The 23,247-nt window shown below is 60.3% G+C and carries 14 protein-coding genes; 3 read left to right on the top strand and 11 right to left on the bottom strand.

Features of this window, described 5'->3' with window-relative positions; translation table 11 throughout:
* Window positions 1-4: 4 nt before the first annotated feature.
* A complete protein-coding gene (locus GFER_RS17485; protein ID WP_052445958.1) occupies window positions 5-1,216 on the bottom strand; it encodes a rhomboid family intramembrane serine protease in 1,212 nt (403 codons plus the stop codon).
* 193 nt (window positions 1,217-1,409) lie between these two features.
* Here GFER_RS17485 and GFER_RS04630 point away from each other — a divergent pair, with 193 nt between their 5' ends.
* Window positions 1,410-2,066: a fumarylacetoacetate hydrolase family protein gene (locus GFER_RS04630; protein ID WP_040096477.1), complete on the top strand. Its 657-nt coding sequence runs from the start codon at window positions 1,410-1,412 to the stop codon at window positions 2,064-2,066.
* A gap of 8 nt (window positions 2,067-2,074) precedes the next feature.
* Here the strand turns inward: GFER_RS04630 and nfi are convergent, their stop codons facing one another.
* The 6 genes from nfi to recO form a co-directional block, all read right to left on the bottom strand.
* Window positions 2,075-2,767, bottom strand: coding sequence for a deoxyribonuclease V (nfi, locus tag GFER_RS04625; RefSeq protein WP_040096474.1), 693 nt, complete (start codon window positions 2,765-2,767; stop codon window positions 2,075-2,077).
* 102 nt (window positions 2,768-2,869) lie between these two features.
* Window positions 2,870-3,304, bottom strand: a complete 435-nt coding sequence (locus GFER_RS04620) for a hypothetical protein (RefSeq protein WP_040096471.1) — start codon at window positions 3,302-3,304, stop codon at window positions 2,870-2,872.
* Between the two features lie 170 nt (window positions 3,305-3,474).
* Window positions 3,475-6,138 (bottom strand): pyruvate, phosphate dikinase, encoded by a 2,664-nt coding sequence (gene ppdK / locus GFER_RS04615; protein ID WP_040096468.1) that lies wholly within the window; start codon window positions 6,136-6,138, stop codon window positions 3,475-3,477.
* Between the two features lie 74 nt (window positions 6,139-6,212).
* Window positions 6,213-8,279 carry a glycine--tRNA ligase subunit beta gene (glyS, locus tag GFER_RS04610; protein WP_040096466.1) on the bottom strand — a complete coding sequence of 689 codons (2,067 nt, stop codon included), beginning with the start codon at window positions 8,277-8,279 and terminating at the stop codon, window positions 6,213-6,215.
* 70 nt (window positions 8,280-8,349) lie between these two features.
* A complete protein-coding gene (gene glyQ / locus GFER_RS04605) occupies window positions 8,350-9,222 on the bottom strand; it encodes a glycine--tRNA ligase subunit alpha (protein ID WP_040096464.1) in 873 nt (290 codons plus the stop codon).
* A 139-nt stretch (window positions 9,223-9,361) separates the two neighbouring features.
* Entirely contained in the window at window positions 9,362-10,132 is a 771-nt protein-coding gene (gene recO, locus GFER_RS04600) for a DNA repair protein RecO (protein WP_052445957.1), read from the bottom strand.
* Between the two features lie 311 nt (window positions 10,133-10,443).
* Here recO and GFER_RS04595 point away from each other — a divergent pair, with 311 nt between their 5' ends.
* Complete coding sequence (locus GFER_RS04595; RefSeq protein WP_040096462.1) at window positions 10,444-10,968, top strand: hypothetical protein; 525 nt, start codon at window positions 10,444-10,446, stop codon at window positions 10,966-10,968.
* Window positions 10,969-11,054: 86 nt separating this feature from the next.
* On the opposite strand, the gene mgtE is transcribed toward GFER_RS04595, so the two are convergent.
* Together mgtE and GFER_RS04585 are read right to left on the bottom strand one after the other, a co-directional pair.
* Window positions 11,055-12,410, bottom strand: coding sequence for a magnesium transporter (gene mgtE, locus GFER_RS04590; protein ID WP_040096459.1), 1,356 nt, complete (start codon window positions 12,408-12,410; stop codon window positions 11,055-11,057).
* Window positions 12,411-12,513: 103 nt separating this feature from the next.
* Window positions 12,514-13,725 (bottom strand): cytochrome c biogenesis protein ResB, encoded by a 1,212-nt coding sequence (locus GFER_RS04585; protein WP_040096457.1) that lies wholly within the window; start codon window positions 13,723-13,725, stop codon window positions 12,514-12,516.
* 103 nt (window positions 13,726-13,828) lie between these two features.
* On the opposite strand from GFER_RS04585, the gene GFER_RS04580 reads away from it, so the two are divergent.
* Window positions 13,829-14,518 (top strand): hypothetical protein, encoded by a 690-nt coding sequence (locus GFER_RS04580; protein WP_040096456.1) that lies wholly within the window; start codon window positions 13,829-13,831, stop codon window positions 14,516-14,518.
* A 187-nt stretch (window positions 14,519-14,705) separates the two neighbouring features.
* On the opposite strand, the gene GFER_RS04575 is transcribed toward GFER_RS04580, so the two are convergent.
* Entirely contained in the window at window positions 14,706-19,205 is a 4,500-nt protein-coding gene (locus tag GFER_RS04575) for a fibronectin type III domain-containing protein (RefSeq protein ID WP_152611415.1), read from the bottom strand.
* Window positions 19,183-22,602 carry a cytochrome c3 family protein gene (locus GFER_RS04570; protein WP_459542342.1) on the bottom strand — a complete coding sequence of 1,140 codons (3,420 nt, stop codon included), beginning with the start codon at window positions 22,600-22,602 and terminating at the stop codon, window positions 19,183-19,185. Before GFER_RS04570 ends, GFER_RS04575 begins: the two co-directional genes overlap by 23 nt.
* Window positions 22,603-23,247 lie beyond the last annotated feature (645 nt).

The raw sequence follows: 23,247 nt of genomic DNA, 5'->3' as shown, positions 1-23,247 counted from the left end.
GTCCTCAGTCTGCGCGGCCGTTGTCCTTCCGGCCCCGGCGTTCAATGGCCCGCAGATGCAGTCGGGCCTGGTCCTTGACGGCGTCGCTGCGCGCCACATCCAGTGCCTGAAGAAAATACTGATAGGCGCTGGTGATGTGCCGAGGATGGCGCTCCAAGGCCTGGCCGGCTCCGAGAAAGGCGCGGTCAAGGCCGGCAGCGCCCGGCCGCTCGGCAATGAAACGACGAAAAACCGGCAGCGCCAGGTCATCGCGCCCCTGCGCCAGAAGATGGTCGCCGATGGCCAGAACATCGTCGGCATCAACACCAAGGCGCTCAGGGCGCTGCTTCAGGCGCAGGTAAAGATCGGCCGCCTGCCGCGGATGCCCGTTGATGAGGTGATGATGAATAAGAGCCGCAGGAGATAACCGCGTGTCGTTTTCGGCGGACGCTTCGACCCTCTCCTTGCGGTAGCGCTGTTCACTGCGCCAGAGATTGAGGCCCGGCACTTTTTCCAGCCCCCAGGCCAATCCCAACCCCACGAGAAACCCGCCGATATGCGCCCCGTAGGCCACACCCGACTCAGCCCCGCCGCGCGTCAGCAGAAACGGCAAGATATTGTCGAGGACCAGATAAAAACCCAGCACCAGGCGGGCCGGCACCATCACCGTGGTAACGATAAAGGGAAAGAGGAAAATAAACACCCGCACCAGGTTGCGCGGAAACCACAGGAAATAAAAGCCGAGCACCCCGGAAATCGCGCCGGAGGCACCGATGAGCGGCGTTGTGGAATCGGGGACAAACAGGGCGAAGAACAGGGTGGCTGCCACCCCTGCCCCCAGATAGCAGCCCAGATAGCCCAAGGACCCCAGACGGTGTTCGACATTGTTGCCGAAAATCCACAGAAAAAGCATGTTGCCGAACAGGTGCATCCATCCCCCGTGGAGAAACAACGAGCTGAAAAGGGTCAGCAGTGAAGGATCCGCCGGTCGGAAACCATACTGGTAGACAAACAGATCATAGGCACTGATCTGATCGAAAATGGCCTGGGCCGGCACCGCGCCCCGCACCCCGAGATCATAGAGAAATTCGAGCAGCACCGGATCATTGAGTTCGGGGGGCACATTGCTCATCGGCAGTGCAATCAGCAGCCACACAGCCAGGTTGATTCCGAGCAGGAGGTAATTGACCCAGGGAGTCGAGCGGGGATTGGGATGGTCACCGATGGGCAGAAACATGCCGCATCCTTTCAGGGTATGGGGAAAGGTCACGCATCTTCAGAGGTCTGCGAGCGCTCTTGTCAGAGTTTACCACAGCGGAGCACGGCACCGCCGCGGCGGGAAGCTGCCTTGCAACCCTCGATCCTTATGCTATATCTGAACAGAGGATACTCTTATTTTCTTGAGAATTTTCCACAAAGGATGACTTCTTATGATCACTGTGCGTCTTCAGGAGAGCAACCGCAATTTTTCCATCGGCAAGATCATCTGCCTGGGACGAAACTATGCCGCGCATATCCAGGAACTCGGCAACGAAGTTCCCGAAGAACCCGTGGTCTTCATGAAACCGGCGACCAGCATTATCCGCGCCGGTGAAAAAATCGTCATCCCTCCCTACTCCCGCCAATGCCAGCACGAGGTGGAACTGGCGCTGCTCATCGGCCGTTACGGAAAGAACATTCCCGCAAATGAGGCCTTGAACCACATTGCCGGCTACGGCGTGGCCCTCGACATGACCCTGCGTGATGTGCAGAACCGCCTGAAAAAGAAAGGGCTGCCCTGGGAAATCGCCAAGGGTTTCGACACCTCCTGTCCGATTTCCGATTTCGCGCCGCGGGCCTGGGTTTCGGACCCGCACAATCTGGCTGTCCGCCTGTGGGTCAATGGAGAGCTGCGCCAGGATGGCCATACCAGTCAGATGCTTCATCGCATTCCGAACATCCTCGCCTATCTGTCGCGAATTTTCACTCTGGAAGAGGGGGATCTGATTTTGACCGGCACCCCCGCGGGAGTCGGTGAGGTGGTCGCTGGAGACAGGCTGCGGGCCGAAATTGAGCAGGTCGGCAGCCTTGAGGTCAGCGTACTCTGAGGGGAAAGTCAGGAAGGCAAATCCGCGGCGGCGCGCCGCAGTTCATTGCTCAAGAGGTGGGCACTGCGCGTGGGTTCGGGCTGGCGATAACGGCGGCAACAGGCGAGAGTGATTTCCACCGCCCGGCGTTGATCAATCAAGTGGCCGGGTGAGACGTACAGCGGACGCGTGCCCGTGCGTGTGGTCAGCACCGTACCGAGGGTGTCCTCGCCGTCGCGCAAGGGAACCGCATCGCCTTTATCCTTCCCCGGCGCCGGATGCTCGCCGCACAGCCGGCTCTTGGCGCAGCCGATGGTCGGCACCCCCAACCACAAACCGAGGTGGCTCGCCAACCCCAGGCGGCGTGGGTGAGCGATGCCCTGCCCATCCACCAGGATCACGTCAGGGGCCTGCGGCAACCGCCGAAAGGCCTCCAGAACAATGGGGAGTTCGCGAAACGACAGCAGGCCCGGAATGTAGGGAAACTCCGACAGTCCCTGCGCGGTTGCGCGGCTCAGCGGTTCAAGATCGGGGAACGACAACACCGAGACGGCCGCAAAAAACATTTTGCCGTGTTTTTTATACGAGACATCGACCCCGGCCACCTGGCGGACCTCAGGCGGCAAATGATCCTTGACCACCACCTGCGCGGCAAGTTGCCGCTGCAAAGCCGCCGCATCTCGCGGCGCCAGATTCCATGGATGGAGATCAGAAATTATCACGGGACGAAAAGCCTTTTGGGTCCGGCCGCAGGCATTGTCGGAACCTTTTGCCGCAAGGGATGCCGCCGCGATCTGCGCTGCGGACTGAACAGCCCCGTGGGATCAAAGGCGACAGCGTAATGTCTTACGTCCCTGCTCGAACAACACTTCCATCTTATTGGGCTTGATGGTGGCCGTGACCACCCCGAGACCGAACATGGGGTGACGAATCAGTTCATCGGCGCGAAAAACGTCATCCATGCCGTAGGCACGCGCCTCACCCTGGTCCTTGTCCGCCACCGCCCTGTTCCATTGTTCATGATCGGCGCTGCGCGAGGCCGCTGCGGGCTTGTCGGTAACCCGGCGCGGCACGGCAGCGCGGGCCTTGGGCGCGGCCTTGGGGGCACGGTAGCCATGCAGGCCGCCGCAGGTATTGCATTGCACTTTGACCGGGCGATCAGCGACCATGGCCACCACGGTATGGTTGGTCAGCATGCGGCAACGGGTGCATTGGGAATCGATGTGACCGCCGACGGTTGGTGTATTCCTGGAACTCATGGGACTCCGATAGAAAAAAACGGTTGGGGAGCTTCCCCCCCGCAGCATTGCGGAGCGGATGCAAAGGGACATCTTTTACCATTGTGCCTGGCGCGCCGTCAAGGATCAGGACGAAATGAAAAGGCCGCCCTGAACGGGGCGGCCTTTTGCGGTGAGACGAGAAAGGAACTCTACTTTCCGGATTTAAGCGCGGCATGGGCCGCGGCTAGACGCGCCACGGGAACCCGGTAGGGCGAACAGGACACATAATCCAGTCCGATGTCGTGACAGAAGGTCACGCTCTGCGGATCGCCGCCATGCTCGCCGCAGATGCCCAACTTGATATCGGGCCGCGCGCTGCGGCCTTTTTCACAGCCCATACGAACCAGTTCGCCGACTCCCTTTTGATCGAGGGTGACGAAGGGATCGTTGGGCAGGATATCTTTTTCAACATAAAAGGGCAGAAACTTTCCGGCATCGTCGCGCGACAGGCCGAAGGTGGTCTGAGTCAGATCGTTGGTGCCGAAGGAGAAGAAATCAGCCTGGGTCGCCACCTCATCCGCGGTCAACGCCGCGCGCGGCAACTCGATCATGGTGCCAATGAGGTAAGTGACCGCCACACCGTAGCGCTCGATGACCTCGTCAGCCACGCGTACGGCGTTGGCGCGCATGATTTCGAGTTCCTTGACGTGCCCGACCAGAGGAATCATGATTTCCGGCACGATCTCGAACCCTTCTTCTTTGATCAACTCACAGGCCGCTTCCATGATGGCCTGCACCTGCATGTCGTAGATTTCGGGATAGGTGATGCCGAGACGGCAACCACGATGACCGAGCATCGGATTGAACTCATGCAGGCTTTCCACCTTGGCCTTGAGCGTCGCGGCATGGACCCCCATGACCTGGGAAATTTCCTCGATCTCCTCATCCTTCTGCGGCAGGAATTCGTGCAACGGCGGATCAAGGAGGCGGATGGTGACCGGCAACCCCTTCATCTCGCGGAAAATGCCCTTGAAATCACCTTTTTGCATGGGCAGAATCTTGGCCAGGGCCTTGCGCCGTCCGTCCACATCATCGGCCAGAATCATCTCGCGCACCGCCATGATGCGCTCGGCGTCAAAGAACATGTGCTCGGTGCGGCACAGGCCGATGCCCTCGGCGCCGAATTCGCGCGCCACTTTGGAATCCTGCGGCGTATCGGCATTGGTGCGCACCCGCAAGCGGCGAAATTTATCGACCCACTTCATGAGCCGCGCAAAGTCTCCGGTCAGTTGCGGGGTCACCGTGGGCACCGCGCCCTGCATGACTTCGCCGGTCGCGCCGTCAAGTGTAATGACGTCGCCCTTTTTAAAGACCTTGCCGTCGCGCGTCGTGAACTGTTGCTTAGCGTAGTCGATCTTGATGTCGCCGCAACCGGCCACGCAGCATTTTCCCATGCCGCGAGCGACCACCGCGGCGTGCGAGGTCATGCCGCCACGGGCGGTAAGGATGCCCTGAGCGGCGTGCATGCCGTGGATATCTTCGGGACTGGTCTCGATGCGCACCAGGATGACCTTGAGACCGATCCGCGCGGCTTCCTCGGCATCGTCGGCACTGAACACCACCTCACCGTTGACCGCCCCCGGCGATGCCGGCAGCCCCTTGGCGACCACCGTGCGGGGGGCCTTGGGATCGAGGGAGGGATGCAGCAACTGATCAAGCTGCGTCGGTTCGACGCGCAGCACAGCGATTTTTTCGTCGATGAGCCCTTCCTGCACCATATCGACGGCAATCTTCACCGCGGCACCCGCGGTGCGCTTGCCGTTGCGGGTCTGCAGCATGTAGAGCTTGCCCTTTTCAATGGTGAATTCGATATCCTGCATATCCTGGTAATGGGTTTCCAGGGTCTGCTGGATCTTCATCAACTGAGCATAGCTCTCGGGCATGACCTCTTCCATGGAAGGGAGAGTGCCATCGCCCTGACTTTTTTTGATGGGCTGCGGCGTGCGGGTTCCGGCGACCACGTCTTCGCCCTGGGCGTTGACGAGAAATTCACCGTAGAACACGTGCTCCCCGGTGGAGGGATTGCGGGTAAAGGCAACGCCGGTGGCGCAATCATCACCCATATTGCCGAACACCATGGACTGCACGTTGACGGCAGTGCCCCACTCGGCAGGGATGTTGTTGAGCTTGCGGTAGGTGATGGCGCGCTGGTTCATCCACGACCCGAACACCGCGCCGATTGCACCCCACAACTGCTCATGGGGATCGTTGGGGAAATCGCGACCGAGGGTTTCCTTGACCTTGTCCTTGAACAACGCCACCAGCTTTTTGAGATCTTCGGCGGAGAGCTCGGTATCCTCATGAACGCCCTTCTCCTCCTTCATCTCTTCGAGGATGTCCTCGAGCAACTCGCCCTTCATGCCCATGACCACATTGGCGTACATCTGAATGAAGCGCCGATAGGAATCGTAGGCGAAGCGCTTGTCGCCGCTCTGGGCGATGACGCCCTGAATGGTGTCGTCGTTGAGGCCGAGATTGAGCACCGTATCCATCATGCCCGGCATGGAGGCGCGCGCCCCCGAGCGCACCGACACCAGCAGAGGGTTTTGCGCATCGCCGAACTTCTTGTTCATGAGACTTTCGACCTGAGCGAGGGCCTCTTCGACCTGCCCCTTGAGCTCGGACGGATACTGGCGATTGTTTTTGTAAAATTCGGTACAGACTTCAGTGGTGAGAGTAAACCCGGGCGGCACGGGCAGCCCGATGGATGTCATGTCCGCCAGGTTGGCCCCCTTGCCGCCCAGCAGATTCTTCATGTCCCCACGCCCTTCGGCTTTCCCCTCGCCGAAGAAATACACATACTTCGCTGTCATCAACCTACTCCTCCTCGTTCAGTGATGATATGCCGGGCCACCATGACCCACTTCTACGCCTACGATCTCTGGAATTAATCAGAAATCCGTGAAAAGTCGGCAATCCCCTCAAATAGACGAGCCACCGCGGTGAGCAACGCCAGGCGATTGGTGCGTAGCGCCGCATCCTCCGCCATGACCATGACCCCGTCGAAAAAAGCATCCACCGGAGGGCGCAAGGCCGCAACGGCTTGCAGCGCTGCGGCATAGTCCCCTTGCCCAACCAGAGCGCGAACCTCCTCGGCGGCACGCTGCACCGCCGCCGCCAGCTGCTTTTCACAATCGGCCTGCAACAACTCCGGGCGCACGGCCTCGGGCACTCCACCCTTGATGATATTGACCACGCGCTTGAAAGCAACCGCGAGAGCTTCGAAATCTTCGCGCTGTTTCATTTCGGCCAGTGCCCTGACCCGCTGCAGGGCATCGACGGGCTCGGCAAAACCTGCCGCCAAGACCGCGTCGACCACATCCTGGGGATAACCCTGCCCGGTGAGCATGTTGAAGAACCGCAGGCGAATGAATTCCACCACGTCGCCACGCACCTCATCAAAGGGGCGGGTGAGCTTCTCGCGCAGCAATTCCAGACTCTGCTCAATCAGTTCGGGGATCGACAGGCGGAATTTGCGGTCGAGGATGATATTGAGAATGCCGATGGCATTGCGCCGCAGGGCATAGGGGTCGGCGGTGCCGGTGGGAATCAGACCGACGCCGAAGCAGCCACACAGGGTATCGATCTTGTCGGCGATGGAGATAAACGCGCCGATGCTGTCAGCGGGCAGCTCACCCCCGGCATGCAGGGGCAGGTAATGTTCGTAGATGGCGGTGCAGACACGCGCGTCCTCGCCTTCGAGGCGCGCGTACTCGCGGCCCATGACACCCTGCAGTTCGGGAAACTCGTAGACCATGCCCGTTTCCAGATCGCATTTGGCCAACAGGGCGGCGCGCGCGGTCAGGTCTCTGGCCTGGGGCTCAAATTTTTCCGCGAGAGATTCGGCAATGACCTTAAAGCGCATGACCTTCTCATAGCTGGTGCCCAGCTTGGCTTGGTAGACCACGCTCTTGAGAGCCTCCAGGCGGGCTTCCAGTTTGCTTTTCTGATCCTCTTGCCAGAAGAACATGGCATCGTCAAGACGTGCCCGCAGAACCCGCTGGTTGCCTTTCACGACTACCTCCGGATCCAGAGGCTCGGTGTTGGCGATGGTGATGAATCGCGGCAGCAGCCGGTCGTCCGCGCCGGCCAGGGTGAAATAGCGTTGATGCTCGCGCATGGTGGTGATGAGCAGTTCACGGGGCAATTGCAGGTATTTTTCTTCGAAAGAGCCGCACAGGGGCACGGGAAACTCAACCAGATAGGAGACTTCTTCGAGCAACGCCGGATCGGGATTGATGCGCCCGCCTGCGGCGGCCGCGACCCGCTCGATCTCGCGAGCGATAATGTCCTGGCGGCGCTGGGGATCGGGCATCACGAAATGCCGCTCGCATTCGGCCAGCCAGTTCTGCTCGCCGCTCACGGCAAAGGTGCCGGGCGCCATAAAGCGATGCCCGCGGGAAATGTTTCCGCTGTGCAGATTTCCAAAGGCAAAGGGCACCACCTGGCCTTCGAACAAAGCCACGATCCAGTGCACCGGGCGCGCGAAGCGAATATCGAGATCCTTCCAGCGCATGGATTTCTTGAAGGGAATGGCGGTCAGCAGACGCGGCAGCATCTCCGGCAGCAGCTCGGCGGTCGGGCGCCCCTCAATGACCTTGGCGATGAACAGGTATTCGCCCTTGTCCGTTTGCGCACGAGACAACGCGTCAACCTCAACGCCGTTGGCGCGGGCGAATCCCATAGCCGCCTTGGTCGGATTGCCTTCGGCGTCAAAGGCCACCTTGACCGAGGGCCCCATGAGACTCAGTTCCTGGCGCTCCTGGGTTGCAGCCACGCCGCTGACGACCAGAGCCAGGCGCCGGGGCGTGGCGTAGGTGCGCAGCGTATCGAAGCTGATACGCGCCCCCTCGAATTCCTTGCGGATCAGCCGTTGCAGATCGGCCATGGCCTGGGGCAAAAAACCGGCGGGGATTTCCTCGGTTCCTATTTCAAGAAAGAGTTCGGCAGACATGAAAACTCCGAAAGGTGGATAACAGGTTCCAGGTAGCGGACATCAGGCACAATCGGAAACAAGCAGGGACTCACCCCTGCTTCAACAGCGGGTAGCCCAGTTTTTCGCGCTGGGCGACATAGCCCTGGGCGCAAAGTTTCGCCAGGTTGCGCACCCGTCCGATGTAGTTGGCGCGCTCCGTGACGGAAATGGCGCCGCGGGCATCGAGCAGGTTGAACGTATGGGAACACTTGAGCACAAAATCATAGGCGGGAAACACCAGCTCTTTTTCCGCCAGGCGGATGCATTCCTTCTCGTACATGCCGAACAAGGCGAAGAGCATGGTCGTATCGGCGACTTCGAAGTTATAGGTGGAAAATTCCACCTCGGTCTGGTGATGCACATCGCCGTAACGAATCCCCTTGATCCATTCGAGGTCATAGACATTGTCGACCCCTTGCAGGTACATGGCGATGCGCTCGATGCCATAGGTGATTTCCCCGGAGACCGGCTTGAGATCGATGCCGCCGGCCTGCTGAAAATAGGTGAACTGGGTAATTTCCATGCCGTCGAGCCACACTTCCCAGCCCAGTCCCCAGGCGCCCAGAGTCGGAGATTCCCAGTCGTCCTCGACGAAGCGGATGTCGTGCTTCGCCGGGTCGATACCGAAACTGCGCAGGGAATCAAGATACAGATCCTGGATATTCATGGGCGAGGGCTTGAGGATGACCTGGAACTGATAGTAATGCTGCAGGCGGTTGGGATTTTCGCCGTAGCGCCCATCGGTCGGCCGGCGCGAGGGTTCGACGTAAGCGACGTTCCAGGGTTCCGGCCCGAGAACGCGCAGAAAAGTGGCGGGATTGAAGGTGCCGGCGCCCTTCTCCAGGTCATAGGGCTGCTGGATGATGCAACCCTGCTCGGCCCAGTAGTTCTGCAGAGCCAGGATCAATTCTTGAAAAGTCACGCTGCCTCCAGGAAAAATCAAGATGTTTGCGTCCGCTCCGACGCAAAAATTCGTATACTGTATACAAAAAGAACAGGTGGAAAAGGGTAGCCCACAAAAATGGAGCTGTCAAGGACGAAAACCTCGGCAAAATCCCATTTTACCTGACTTCGCGCGGCGCGCAGAACGCCGTGAAACGCTCCAGAAACCTCTGGCTGCGCAACGGCCGGACAAGATGCAGACGCAGAGCATCGGCCAGCAACGCCGCGCCCTCGTCCAGAGTCTGCGCGCCAAAACGAAATCCGGTGAACAGCTCATCCGGGGTCTTCAGGCAGCGCGCCAGCGTACCCAGGGTCAAGGGCGAAAGCCGCAGGACCGCCTCGCCACCGCAATCCAGACACAGGCGCCCACCCCGCGCGGCCGCAAACAGTACCGCCTCGCCGCCGGCACAACCACATTCAGAACAATGCAGCAGATGAGGCACATACCCTGCCGCCCGCAACAACCGCAACTCCAACAGCAGCTTCAAGACAGCCGGGCCTCCACCATCGCCCGCCAGCGCGTCAAGAAAGGCGCGCAACAGATCGAACACCTCAGGATGCGGCGCGCCGCCGCCAAACAACTCTTCCACCAGCTCACAGCCATAAGCCGCCAGGGCCAGAGCCTCCAAACGGGTGCGCAAAGCGGCGCGCAGATCCTCCAGCTCAACCTCTTGCAGACTCACCAGCCCCTCGCCGCGGGCCTTCTTCCATTGCACCCGGACCTCGGCAAAAGGCTCAAGCGCCGCGCCGAACCGTCGTCGGCTGCTGCGTGCGTTACGCGCAAAACCCTTGAGCAGACCGACGTCGCGCGCATAGAAGGTCACGATGCGATCGGCTTCGCCGTAGTCGACATGACGTAAGACAATGGCTTCGGAGGTATGAGTCTGCATGGGTTGGGGGTGCAAGCACCTTATAATCAAACCTGAAAAAAACGCCGTGCCATACCGCGATCAAGGCAGAGCTGAAGACAGATCAAGCCAATGTAAAAGGCCCTCGGTGAGAATGCCAGAACTTTTTAAGACTTCGTTGAACCCCGAGCTTAAAATTTCGAAAGGTTACAGACAAAATAAGTCTTTTAACCTTTCTCAAGAACCTTACCGCCTGCGGCTTTCTTCAAAAAAAAACCGATTTGACAAGCCCTTACGCTCTGCTATACAGATGAGAGCCAATCACGGCCCAAACAAACCTGCTGGAGATATTTATGAAAGAAAAATTACTTCTCATCCTGTCCACTGTTTTACTCCTCGGTTTTCTTTCCCCAACCCTGGGGCTTGCAACCGAGTGCTTAACCCTCAGGGGCCAGGCATACACCAACAGCCTCAGCGAGGTCACGACAATGGGCTCAGCCCGCCTCAAAGGAATCAAGGGAGTGGATTTGCGCTGCGGACTTCAGGGCGCCTTGCAGGGAATAAACCAGGACGACGGATCGCTTTATTTCAAACATACCGTTGTCTGCGATGACCACACGGTGTTTATCCTCGATTCGCATACCGTGATGCAGGTCGAAGGGGATTGTCAGGCTCAGGGCCGTCCCGGAATCATCGCCGGCTTTGAGGAATCCTCATCCATGGTGGGCGTGGACGGCCCCTTTGCAGGCTGGGCGGGAACCGCCTGGATTTCGGGGCGAGCTGAATGCGGCTGGAACCGGATGGAAGTAAAAGCAGAAATCTGCGGCGCGGCGCGGGCTCCCGGCGACTATGCGAAACCGCGCATTCCGGCGCGGTAGTGGCGTCCCAGGCGTAACAACACCAATCCCCCTTCTCGGAGGGGGATGCTTTTTCGCCATCTCCTGACGGGGGAAGGCGTGGAGAGCTAACGCAGATATTGCAAAAATATCGTCGCCGTTCCGAAATAGATGAGAATACCGGTGATGTCGTTGGCGGTCTGCACGAAGGGGCTCGAGGCGATGGCGGGATCAACCCCGATTTTCTTGAAGAAACTGGGCGCAAGCACGCCGGTTGAAGCCGCGACACTCATGGCGGAAACCATGGCCAGGCCGACCACCAGCCCAAGGTAGGGGTTGCCGTGCCAGATCAGCGCCACCACCCCGACCACCAGCCCGCACACCGCGCCCATGATCACCCCCACCCGCAATTCCTTGAAAAACACCTGGCGTAGAGTGCCGAAATCGATGCGACCGGTGGCGAAACCGCGCACCACGATGGTCGCCGACTGCCCGCCGACGTTGCCGCCCATGCCGGTGATTACCGGCACGAAGGTCACCAGAGCGATGATCTGCTCCAGGGTCGCCTTGAACATCCACATAAGATAACCGGTGATGACCCCGCCGAAGAGGTTGGTGATGAGCCAGGGCAGGCGCAGGCGCGCGATTTTGAAAGCCTGGAAGCCGTAAAGAAGTTCCTCTTCGCGGGTACCCGCCATTTTGAAGATGTCGTCGGTGGCCTCTTCGCGAAGAACGTCGATGACGTCGTCGACCGTGACGATACCCATGAGCTTGTTGTGCTCGTCGACGACGGGAATCGCCAGAATGTTGTAGCGTGCCACCAGATGCGCCACCTCTTCCTGATCGGTGTCCGTCGCCACCCGGATCACGTCGCGCGTCATGATGTCCTTGAGGTGGGTGTCCGGTGCCACGGTCAGCAACTGGCGCAGCGACAACACCCCCACCAGGTGTCCATAGTCGTCGGTGACGTAGACATAGAAAACCATTTCCGCGTCTTGCGCCTGCTGCAGCGCTTCAATGGCCTCGCGCACGCGCATGTCCTCGCGCAGCGAAAAGATTTCCGTGGCCATGATCCCGCCGGCGGTATCCTCGTCGTACTGCAGCAGTTGCTCAATCTCGGTGGAATCCTCATCCTGCATGATGTTGAGGATTTCCTCGGCCAGCTCTTCAGGCATGTTGCGAATGATGTCGACGGCATCATCGTAGGGCATTTCCTGAAGAACCTCGGTAATGGTCTCCTTATCAATCTGTTCAAGCAGCAGGGCGCCCACGGCATGATCGAGTTCGGAGAGTACATAGGCCGAAGTCTCCGCATCCTCGAGAAGATTGAAGAGGATGCGCTGCTCCTTGAGATCGAGATAGCGAAAGAGATGGGCGATGTCGGCGGGATGAATCTTACCGAGCAGTTTGGAGAGGTGGGGATAAGCGCCGCGGCGGATAAGGCGGCGTGCCGTGTCAAGGAGAATCTGGTGCTTTTGTTCCATGGCGGATCTCCTCGGGCGCGGTGATAGGTCACTGGCGGACGAGGCATTCTAAGAACCTGCCCCCCCGACTGTCAACCACCATAGGTGGGCAGCCCTACCCCCTTCAGTCTTTTCCGCCGAGCTGCGCCGCGAGTCGTTCAAGGGCGCCCGCGCCGCCTTCGCCGTGAAAACCGCGCAAGGCCGTCAGATGCAGGACACCGTCGCGCTCGGCCACGCCCACCACTTGGTAAGGCAGCAGAAAGGCCAGCAGCAGGCCAAGCAGCAGCGTAATCGAGCCCACCCACACCAGCGGCTTGCCCGGATCGCGGGTGAACTGGAACCCGGCATACCAGAAGCCGTACGCGTCCCGATCGAAGGAGGTCTGGTAGATGGCCACGCCCTCATGGACCAAGGGGCGATTGATGTAGATGTCGCCCTCCGCCACCACCCGGCCCTCCTCAAGGATACTCACGGTGCTGCGTGTCTGCTTGAGAATCGGATCGCGGAATCCGGTCGGCATGAAGACCACACCGACATCCACACCCTCCCAGAAAGTCTTGGCGCCCGCCGAGGCGCGGTATTCGCCCAGGTTCCGCCCACCGGCAAAAAGATCGAGGGTGAGGATTGCGAGATGCGGGTCAAAACCTCGCACCCGCGCACTCACGCCGGCCTCGGCGAACTCGATGGTTTGCCCCTCGGCGGTAGTCCAGACGCTGAGGACTTGGCGGGTGTCCGGCGCATAGGCGGTAATCTCGACATCGATGGGATAATATTCGGCGTCGAAATCCTCAAGGCGAAAGGTGAAGCCCAGGTCGCGGTCGGCCTGCGCTTTCCAGTCGAAATATGTCGCCGATTCGTGATCGACGTAAATATTGAGGGTACCGACAAACCCCAGGCTCGCGGCCAACGCCCCGGCCATGATCACCAGCACCGAAACATGCACCACCGTCGAACCCCAGCGTCCGACCCGCCCTTTTTCGCCAAGCAGTGCCTGCCCGCGCTGTCGCACCCGGTAGCCCGATTTGCGCAGAACCCGGTCCAATCCCTCAAGATCGCTCCCGCGGTGAAGATCGCACCCCAAAGCCGCGCCGCCCAGCAAAAGACGGGAAAACAGGTTATCCCGATCATGCCTGTTGCGGCGGATGGTTTTGAGGGTGCAGGCCGCCATGTTCAGGGCGAGCAGCGCCAGAGCCAGGCGGAACCAGAAGCTCTGGAAATAGACCTCATAGCGGCCCGGCGAGGGCACGTTGAAGGTGCCGAACACCGCTGCCAGAGCCAGGCCGAGCAGTAAAAACAAGGTCAGGCGGACCGAAGTGAGAAGGTCGAAAATTTTCATGGGACTCCCGCAAGTCTTGCCCCGCTAAGGGCGGGTTTTCTCCTGGATTATTTCTGGCTCTTTATTTATAATATTTTTTTAATATTTTGAACAGAGGTTTTTTATGTCGAAACTTATTCCCCTCGTCCTTTTTTTGGTTCTGACCCTTGTCGCCGGATGCGACCCTTCGCCACCGACTGCACCCGCGGACAATCACTCCGCGCCGCAGTCGCCACCCGACCAGGACGTACAGCCCCCGACACCACCTCTTCATGAAACATTCGACGACGTGCCGCAACTCTCTCTGTTCCCGCGTCTCGGCGACTATCGTCCCGCCGACGACGACCCCGAGAACCTGGCGTTGTGGCTGACCTTCGTCGAGCATCTGGTCAAGACCTCGGGCGTGGTTTACACCGAAATGAATGGCGGCAACCGCGCCTGGAGCTTTCGCGGAATGCGCGACATCGACTCGACGGGCTTCTTTTCGCCCCTTTCAGTGGAGCCCCTGACCCCCTACAGGGTCAGCTTCCGCCTCAAGGCCGATCTGCCCGAAGGCGGCAGCACCGGAGTCGGCATACTGGAGTACGATGAGTTTCTGTGGATCGGCGAGCAATTCACGGCGGAACTCGACGCGCGCCACCGCAGCGGCACGCAAAATGGCCTGCGCCTTGAGGGCGACCATGACTGGAGCGAACATGTCTTCACCTTCACTACCGGCCCGCGCACCCGCATGATTCATCTGATCCTGTTTCGCGAAGGCACCGCCGACCGCCGTCCGGTGGGGTTCGATGAAATTCTTATCGAGCCACTTTAATCCTTGAACAAACCCTCTTGAACAGCCGAAGGCCCGGAGCGATCCGGGCCTTCGGCGTTTAGGGTGAATATCCACGGTTCCGACCACCCTGGGCTTGATGTACGGCCTTCTTTCTCAATAACCGCTCAGCATGCACCTCAGGCCGGGACGCGAGAGGGCGTTGCCGCTGAACAGCGACCCTTCCCCATTAATTGTTGTTATACCAGGTCGAGGTTTCCTCCCAGGGTGTGATGCGGTTCCACCCCGGCTCCTCCACCACGCCGTTGACCTCGACGTAGCGGTGACAGTTCTGCGCGCTGGTGGCGTAGGCAAACTGCTTGTTGCGCGGCTTGCCGCTGACGTCGTCGCCAGTATAAGGCATGACCTCGGCCCTGGTCCCCGAGCCGACCCCCGACCAGCGCACCGGATCCGAAACATTGTCGCGCCCCTCATCCCAATCGGGATCGTCGGCAAAAAGGTCGTCCCACTTGTTGTGGCTGACGTCCAGGCAGTTGGTGATCATCAAGCGCGGCAGGCGCGAAGCGTGAGGGTTGTGACACTTGGAGCAACTGAAGCGATGATACATGGGCTCGGATACGTCTGTCTCCAGACTCACGCCCCAGGCGAACTCTTCGTAGGCATAGCGATTTTCTCGCTCGGTGGTACTCCAGGCATAGGGATAAACGCCGCGGCCGCCACTTTGGGTGCGATGTCCATCATTGATGTAGGTACTGCTGCTGTCGTTGTTGCGCAGGCCGTACATGCGGATGATGTCGGAGCCGCTCTTCATTCCGTCGGTGTCTTGATAACCAATCCCCGGCTTACGCGAGACACTGCCTTCTTTGCGCACGTTCGGGTTGTAAACGTTGAAGCGGTTTACCCCACTCCCGCCAATCACCGCGTTGGAATGGCCATTGTCACCGACCCAGGCGTTGTCGGCATTACCCTGCTCATCCACATCGAATTTGTTCATGTTGTTGACGTCGGTGCCGTGGCACAGGGTGCACAGTCCCGCCGAATTCTGCAGAGTCCAGGTCACGGTGGGATAGTCGCTGTTCTGATCGATCCAGTAGCCACCCATCTTATTCATGGAGGCAGAGGCGCGCGGCACCATGCCATAGTCGTCCCGTTCGCCGGTGTAGTAATACTCGGCCTTGCGCCGGTTCGTGGAGAGATCGGCGAACCCCGCAAAACGTCCCGGGGCGCCGTCCTCGAAATAGGGATTGCCCTGCCAGCTGCCGCGCAGATAGGGCCGGCCGCTGGATTCATCCCCCGGCGCCAGGTTGAGGTCGTGGACGTCGTGACAGTAGCTGCAACGCAGTTGCGCGACCTCGTCCAGGCCCGGGCGGATCACATCGGGATTGACCGAGTGGGTTGATTGCACCACCCCGGTTTTATACGGGAAATAGGCACTGTCCCAGGTGCCCGCCACCCAGTTGGAACTCGGTGTGCGGTCGCCCCAACTGCCGCTGCCGTCGTGCAACAGGCCGTAATCAAAGCTTGTAGCCAGCTTCCAGCGCGCCCCTGTGGAACTAAAGCTGCCGCTCTGGCTGTTGCTATCTAGGCTGCTGGTATCAGTGTTATCCAGGGTAAAAGTATTTGCACCGGTGCGGGTGATGGTGCCCGCCCATCCATTGAGCACGGTAACGCCGTTGGGCATGAAGATCACCACCCGGTCGCCGGTCTGCAATCCGTGACTGCTGCTGGTAATGGTGGTGGTCGAGCCCTGACTCACACCAGTGATCGAGCCTTCGATATTTTTGCTTGAAGACAGCCCGGCGTAGCCCCATTCGGAGATGCGCGGTGTCTGGGCGTCGTGGCAGCCCCAGCAGATTTCGGCTTCGGTGTTGAAGGGGCCTCGGCCGCCGATTTCCTTGCGCAGGTGAATGCCGCCGGAGCTGTAGTCGATGCCGACCATGGGGAAGTTGGGGATGAAGACCGTCTCTTCGCCTTCGGGGTTGCGCCCCTCGGCAGTTTCGTCGCCCTGGGGATGACCCTCGACATGGCACCAGGTACAGTCGCGCACGAACCCGCCATCGCTGGTATGGGGGATGTGCTCGGTGGGCAGCACTTCGCCGTCGGCAAAATCAATCCCAACCGGAATCGGTCGATGTAAAGTCAGCGTCGTACCTGCCTTGGCGACGACTTTGAAGAAGGTCTCGTCCTTTTTGAAACGATCGCCAACCTGCAAGTTGTTGCCGGTACTTGAAACGGTCAAAGTCGTTTCGATCCCGTCGCCGCCCTGGCTGCCGCTCACCGTCGAGGAACGCCCGGCGGCAGCCTCGACCAGGGTAGCTCCAGGCCAGAAGACATTGGACGTGTGACCGTGGCATTCGTTGCAATTCACCAGCTTGGGGCCGTCAGGCTCTGCGGCACGCGGCATCCATTGGGGCGGCTCGGCATTGTCGCCGTGGCAGCGCATCTGCGAGGTTCCCATGCAGGTGCCGGGATCGCCCCCCTGAGGCGGCACCCATGCGGCGTTGTTGCCGGCGGCCGGATGCAGGCGCACATCCACCGTGCCGTCGGCATGATCGGCGCCCAGATGGCACAGCGAACACTGGTCGCCGGTGAACCTATAGGAGAAGTTGAGATGGCGCAGATGCTGGCCAACGGCGAAATCGTTGCTGTTGCCCAGCAGGCTGATGGGCGGCGCCGCCATGTAGATAGGCTTGTTGCCGCCATAGCGGGTATCGGTGGTCAGATCCTCCCAGGTCCGGCCGTAGTAATCCTTATCCGAGCGCTCAGGATCGCCGTGGCACAGGGCGCAGGACACCGAATCGCGCTCGCCCCACACGGGCGAGCCACTGCCGTGGCAGCCGGTGACTCCGGTGGCGTTGAAGCCGAAGCAGCTGCCACTGTCGACATTCTGCATTTCGATGGAGAGGTCGTTGAAACCGCCCGGACCCGTCGTGTCACGATAGATCAGCACCCCGTCATCGTGATACTCCACCAGGTTGGAACTCAAGGTCGTATGGGGGGATGCCTCGTTGACAATGCCCTTTTTCGGGTTGTTCCACCCCAGCTTGATGTTTCCTTCATTATGCTTAAGATCGTAGTTAATCGCCTCCTCGCCGTGGCACTTGGCGCAATCCGTCTGGGTGTAGCCATGCATCTGGTGACTGCCCTTGGTGGCATAATCATCGGGAGGGTTGCCGTGGCAGACGCCGCAGCGCAAGCCCCCCTTGGCCGAAGGCGAGTTGGACAGCCCCGACCAGTTGCCCGCTGCGTCGGCGGTCTTGACCGCAAAGAAATAATCCTTGCCAGGATTCAGGCCCAACACCTCGAAACCCTGGCTGCTGCCCGGCTCGGCGGGAAGAGGCGGAGCGCCGACGACGGGGGTTGCCGCCGTCCATTTGGCCTCGCTGTCGATGGCGTCGGCGGGATTGTAGGGCACCGACTCCTGATAACGGATGTCATACTGATGGGCGCGCCCCTCCATGCCGTCGTCACCGGGCGCATGCCAATAAAGCCACACGGTGCCCGCCTTGGGCCGGTGCTCGGCCATCAGATCGGTAATGGCGGCAGGCGGCGTGACATCCACCGAGTTGTCGACGCTGAAGGTGCCGGTCAGGGCGTAGCGCCTGTCGTGGAAGCTGCCGACTTCAAGCCCTCCGGGATCAACGTCCAGAATGCGGTGCATCAGACCGTCGCCGGCCCCCACCCGCACCCGCACGTTGTTGAGTGGCGCGGTCAGTGCCAGACCATCCTTTTTGGTATCCCACAGCGCGCTGGTGCCTTCCTCGTCCAGAGCGATGATATAAGGCCAGCTCTGTCCGCCGTCCACCGAACCATAGACATCGTAGCGCACCTCATCGCCTTCAGGGTCCGTGGCCGCATTCCAGGTGATGGGCACGACCCCGCTCGCCGGCGAACCCGGCGTCGTGACGCTGAAGGGATCGGGCAGCAGATTCTGCTCCTGTTCGTAGACAATCAGCATGCTGGTGCCGCGCTTGGAGCCGAACCAGATCTCCATCTCGCGCGTGCCGTCCTTGCGCACTCTAAGAGCCAGGCGCTTGCCCTCGGGCACGGTCACGACCTTACCGTCTTCGGACGGGAAATACGCCTTGACGCTGCCGCGATGGCGACGCGGCAACACCCGCGTGTAGCTGTCAAGTTGCACAAAGCCATTATCCCAGTAACCCAGGTCGAAATGCACGGTGATGGTGTTGCTGTCCTCGCGATTGCGCATATACAGCGTGAAGGAGCCGCCGTGAATGTTGGTATTGGTAGTATAGGCGCTGTCCAGCACCCAGGTGACGATATTGCCGCTGCTTTGGATATTGCGAAGGCGGTTGCGGTCGCGGTCGCGGCTGCATTTGTAACCGCCCGGCTGCATAAGCGAGATGAGAGGGGAGCTAAAGTCCGTGGAACTGTCGCAGCTCAAGCTCAGGTTGGTGCTAGTGCCACCGATGTTGGTGCCGCTGTCGGCCACCGCAAAGTACATGCGCCCGAAGATGTCATTTTCACTGGGCGACTGCGGGATGGCGATGCGGATCACCGCGTTGGCATCCACGTTCTGCGCCGGTGAGGCATCGCGCGCGCGCACCGCGAACAGATAATCGAGCCCGTTCTGCAGTCCGGTGACGTGAAAGGCCGTCGCCGTGGTGGTGGCCTGGGGATTGTTCCAGTCGATGGTCTGGCTTGACGGAACCCAGTACACCAGATAGGTGAGGGGCTCGGTGTCGTCAGTCGCCGGGCTCCACTGCAAATCCACNGCCGTCGATGTAGGCCGGACGTGCCGACTCCAGCCCCTGGAAGCGCGGCGCGAAGGTATCCACCAGCGCCTGGGCGCTCTGGCTGTTGGACACCGGCGAATGATTGATCATGGTTTCATCAAAAGCCTTGACCCCGAAGTAATAGATGGTGCCGGGCTGCAGTCCGTGCACCCACATGGTCTGGGTACGCGGGTCGTCCTCGTAGTTGCGGATGGCCGAGGGCGGCCCCGCGGCAACGGTCGAAGTGGCCCAGTTGTCATCGGTCACCGGCCCGTCGGTGCGGTAGCGGATCTCATACCCATAGACCCCCGGGCCCTTGGGACCCAGGTAATCGGGCGGCAGATCGCCGTCGTTGTCCGGCGGCGTCCAGGAGAGCTTGACCGTGCCCACCAGATTGCCGGTGGCAGCCGCGAGATCTTCGATCTTGCCCGGTGCGATCTTGTCCTCGTACCAGGTCCAGGTGTAGTCGCCGTTGCTGTGACAGGCGATGTTGGAGCAGCGCTGAATCACCGGATTGTAGAAGCCGGTCACATCGACATTGCCNTCGTACCAGGTCCAGGTGTAGTCGCCGTTGCTGTGACAGGCGATGTTGGAGCAGCGCTGAATCACCGGATTGTAGAAGCCGGTCACATCGACATTGCCGAAAAGATCTGTAAAGTTGGTGTCGTTCCAGACATCGCCGTGGACATCGGCAACCAGATCGCTCCGTCCCCCGATGGGTTCGGAGTGCGGCCCGCCCTCGGCGTTGCGCCCGCCCGGATCGGGATGGCAGTGGCTGCAGGTCGCGTTCTGGTAGCCGAGTTTGTTGCTGTAAGCCGCCCAGGCACCGTCGTCCAGTCCGGACAGCGCCTGGCCGATGGCATTGACATGAGTGAGGTGCGCCCCCCCGCGATCGGCGATGGTGTAGCCGTCACGCAACTGCCCGTCGGGCCAGAAGTTATCCGTAGGCGGCTCGTTGTTGCCGCCGCCGTGGCAACCGTTGCAGCCGGTGGGCGCAAAAGCCATCTCTTCGCCGTCATGCATGTGGCAGCTGATGCACAGACCCGCAAAGTGTGTCGGCGCTTCGACACTGCGATTAAAATAATTGACCGCGCTTGATTCATGACAGACCTGGCAGATGCCGTACTGATTGCTACCGCCGTCGTTGGGCAACTCCAGGTAGTAGCTTGCGCGCTCGTTGCGGTCGGCAAAACCCACCACCTGGCGGCCATCGATTTCGGCGCGCACCATGGCGTCAAGGCTCGCGCTCTGACCGTGGGGATCATGGCAGGCGATGCAGGCCGAGGCGTCGTGGCTTGTGCCGCCGGTGGCGTAGTGAACCTGAGCCGCAAAGCTGTGACAGGCGCTGCAGAAACCGCTGGGATCACTGCTGAAATCCTTGCCATCGAGGGTGCGCAGACGCGTGGTGCTGGTCGCGCCCATGTGCGCGGCATCGAAAGCGTCGCTATGGCAATCGCCGCACACCTGACCAAAGGAAATGGCGCCATGCCCGGCGGAAAAATACACGCTCTTGGCAGAGGCTGTGCGCTCCTGGCCGCTGGCGTCTACATACACGGTCGTTTGTGCGCCGGTGTGGCAGGTCAGGCAATCGGCGCTCTCGGAGCTGCCCCACACCAGGATGATCTCGGGCGACTCCACTCCGTGGCAGCTATTGCAGGCGCTCTCCATCACCGTGAGCGCGCCGTCGACGTGTCCGGAATGGCCGCCCACATCAGCTCCTTCGCCGTGACAGGCCGCGCAACCGATATTGGCGCCTGCGGGATTGACGTGCACGGCATGGCTGCCGCCCAAACCTGGAGCATCGGTTGCGTGACAACTGCCGCAAGCACCGCTTGCGGCATCGCCCCATTCAGGCGTGGCGTAGTTGCCCTGGCCGTCGGAATGGCAGAATACCGCGCAGCTGCCGTCCACACTGCTGTAGGTCGCCGCGCCGAGCAGCGCGTTGCCGAGGTTGTAGTTGCCGTCAAAGACTACATCCACCACCCCGTCGACGTGGGTAGTGCCGCGTGCCCCAGGCGTGAGTTGTGTGGCACTGCTCGCAGTCTCCACGTGACAGACGTTGCAGGCGTAACCGGCGGCCAAGTGCTTGAGATGCGTGTTTGAATTTCGCCCGTCCATGCTCGCCGCATCGTTGCCGTGACAGGCGGTGCAGGTGGTGATGGCGCCCTTGCCGTTTGCCCAGGAAACGCTTTGGGTGGTGAAGTCGCTCAGCGTTTTGCCCGAAGAATTGTGCTTGCCGCCGCTGCTGTGGCAGTAGAGATTGCTGCAGGTGCCGCTGCCGGCCGGATCATAAGATGGATTCAGGATACCGCCGCCGGTGACCAGGGGATCAAGCGTGTTGCCCGCGAGAAACACATCCTGAAAAGTTCCCTGGCTGTGCGTGGCAGCGAAATCATCGGCGTTGTGGCAGAGGTTGCAGGCAAAGGCGTAGCCGCTGGACGCGCCGGCATGGGAGGTGTGCGGGGCGAGAGCTTCGTTCTTGTAGAAATTGTCATCGGCATAATTGTGTCCACCTTCGACGGAAGCATAACCGTCGGGGCCGCCCGCGACATTCACCGCAGGCGGAAAACCATGACAATCCGTGCAGTTGGCGGCGAAAGAATAGGCCATGTCGGGAGCATTATGGCTATGACAGTCGAGGCAATTTTCGCCTTCGATGTGGGCACGCGAACTGTTGGGCATGGTGGTCAATTCACCGTGGCAGCGTTCGCAGAAGCCATCCGCCGCGCCGGACTGGCCTGCCCACTGGGCGGCGACGGTGGAAGTGCCGCCATGCACGTCGGGCAGAGCTGTGTAGCGTAAACCGCCGACCTCTCCGAAAACCCCCGTCTGCGCCTGATTGCGCAGCACGAAATAATTAATCTCGCCGGCGTTGTAGGAATGGCCGCTGTGACACACCAGGCAACCCACCGTTTCCGTGGGACTGCCGTGGGCCTTGTAAGTATGACAGGCTTGGCAGAGTACCGAAGCGTCCTCGGCCAACAGCCCGTCGGAACGCAAGAGTTTGCCGTCCCCATAGCCCGCCGCGCCGGGCTCAATCGGAGTCGCCGAACGAGAATCGGCAAAATGCACTCCGTGGCAGGAGGTGCACACCACCCCGCCATCCACCAATTTCACCTCGCCGGGCGCGTCCGCCACTTCATCAGCCAGGCGGAAGCGGTCCTGTTTGTCCGCCACCGCCGCCGTGTAATCCGGCACGATGGGGTGCGACAGCAGGCCGCGGTCCGGTGTGCCGACCACCCAGGGCACATGGCACTCGACACACATCTGCTCGACGCTGCCGGCTCCCAGGCGCAGAAGTTTGGTGTTTTCCGGGTCACGGCTGTGAGGATCGTGGCAGCGCTGGCATGTGACTTTTCCGGTGGAAATTCCGTAGCGCCCGTAAAACATGCGGTCGCTCGGTGCCTGGGCACCGGCCGCGCTGTTGACATCCGGCGACGCCCACATGTGCGAGGTCTGCGAACCAGGGGTCATGCCTTCGGGATAGGAACCCAGGGCATTGCTGGCATCGCCCGGCGCGAACAGGCCGATGGGTGTTTTGCTGGAACCGTCGAGCATGGTCCAGGAGCTGGGGTTGTCCTTATGGCACTGCAGGCAGATATTGGTGTGAGCCTGACCCAGGTCGGTGAAACTCACACCGACCTTGTGGCAGTTCTTGCAGTCGAAATTATGGACGACCGTAGCACCGGAAGGAAACGCCGTCACAATTAGAAAAAAACACGAAAACATCCATTTTTTCCAGCACTGCATAACACACCTCGCAAAACACTGTTCTACAATTTATGAAATCACGTAAAAACACCAGCAAGTTCAGCCATTGCACGGCATGCTTGCGGCACTTCATCGACCTGTGATCTTGTTTCCCTGCACAACGGCCCGGGAAAACGGCGACTTATGCTATTTTCGGCAAATCATTTGTGAAACCTAATGCAAGACCGGGGCCAGGCGGGAAATTCTTTGTCAGCGGATGCTGGAGGAAGCAAAGCCAGGCATCCCGTTCAGGGGTATTCATCTGAACGGGATGCCTGCGCAAGT

The organism is Geoalkalibacter ferrihydriticus DSM 17813, assembly GCF_000820505.1.
In the GTDB taxonomy this organism is placed as follows: Bacteria; Desulfobacterota; Desulfuromonadia; order Desulfuromonadales; family Geoalkalibacteraceae; genus Geoalkalibacter; species Geoalkalibacter ferrihydriticus.
The sequence above is the reverse complement of the archived record's forward strand: the minus strand, read 5'-3'. Positions and strand labels throughout refer to the sequence as shown.

Excerpts from the sequence above, each read along its gene's own strand:
- GFER_RS17485 (WP_052445958.1), bottom strand. The coding sequence starts at position 1,216 with ATGTTTCTGCCCATCGGTGACCATCCCAATCCCCGCTCGACTCCCTGG.
- GFER_RS04630 (WP_040096477.1), top strand. The coding sequence starts at position 1,410 with ATGATCACTGTGCGTCTTCAGGAGAGCAACCGCAATTTTTCCATCGGC.
- GFER_RS04620 (WP_040096471.1), bottom strand. The coding sequence starts at position 3,304 with ATGAGTTCCAGGAATACACCAACCGTCGGCGGTCACATCGATTCCCAA.
- ppdK (WP_040096468.1), bottom strand. The coding sequence starts at position 6,138 with ATGACAGCGAAGTATGTGTATTTCTTCGGCGAGGGGAAAGCCGAAGGG.
- glyS (WP_040096466.1), bottom strand. The coding sequence starts at position 8,279 with ATGTCTGCCGAACTCTTTCTTGAAATAGGAACCGAGGAAATCCCCGCC.
- recO (WP_052445957.1), bottom strand. The coding sequence starts at position 10,132 with ATGCAGACTCATACCTCCGAAGCCATTGTCTTACGTCATGTCGACTAC.
- GFER_RS04595 (WP_040096462.1), top strand. The coding sequence starts at position 10,444 with ATGAAAGAAAAATTACTTCTCATCCTGTCCACTGTTTTACTCCTCGGT.
- mgtE (WP_040096459.1), bottom strand. The coding sequence starts at position 12,410 with ATGGAACAAAAGCACCAGATTCTCCTTGACACGGCACGCCGCCTTATC.
- GFER_RS04585 (WP_040096457.1), bottom strand. The coding sequence starts at position 13,725 with ATGAAAATTTTCGACCTTCTCACTTCGGTCCGCCTGACCTTGTTTTTA.
- GFER_RS04580 (WP_040096456.1), top strand. The coding sequence starts at position 13,829 with ATGTCGAAACTTATTCCCCTCGTCCTTTTTTTGGTTCTGACCCTTGTC.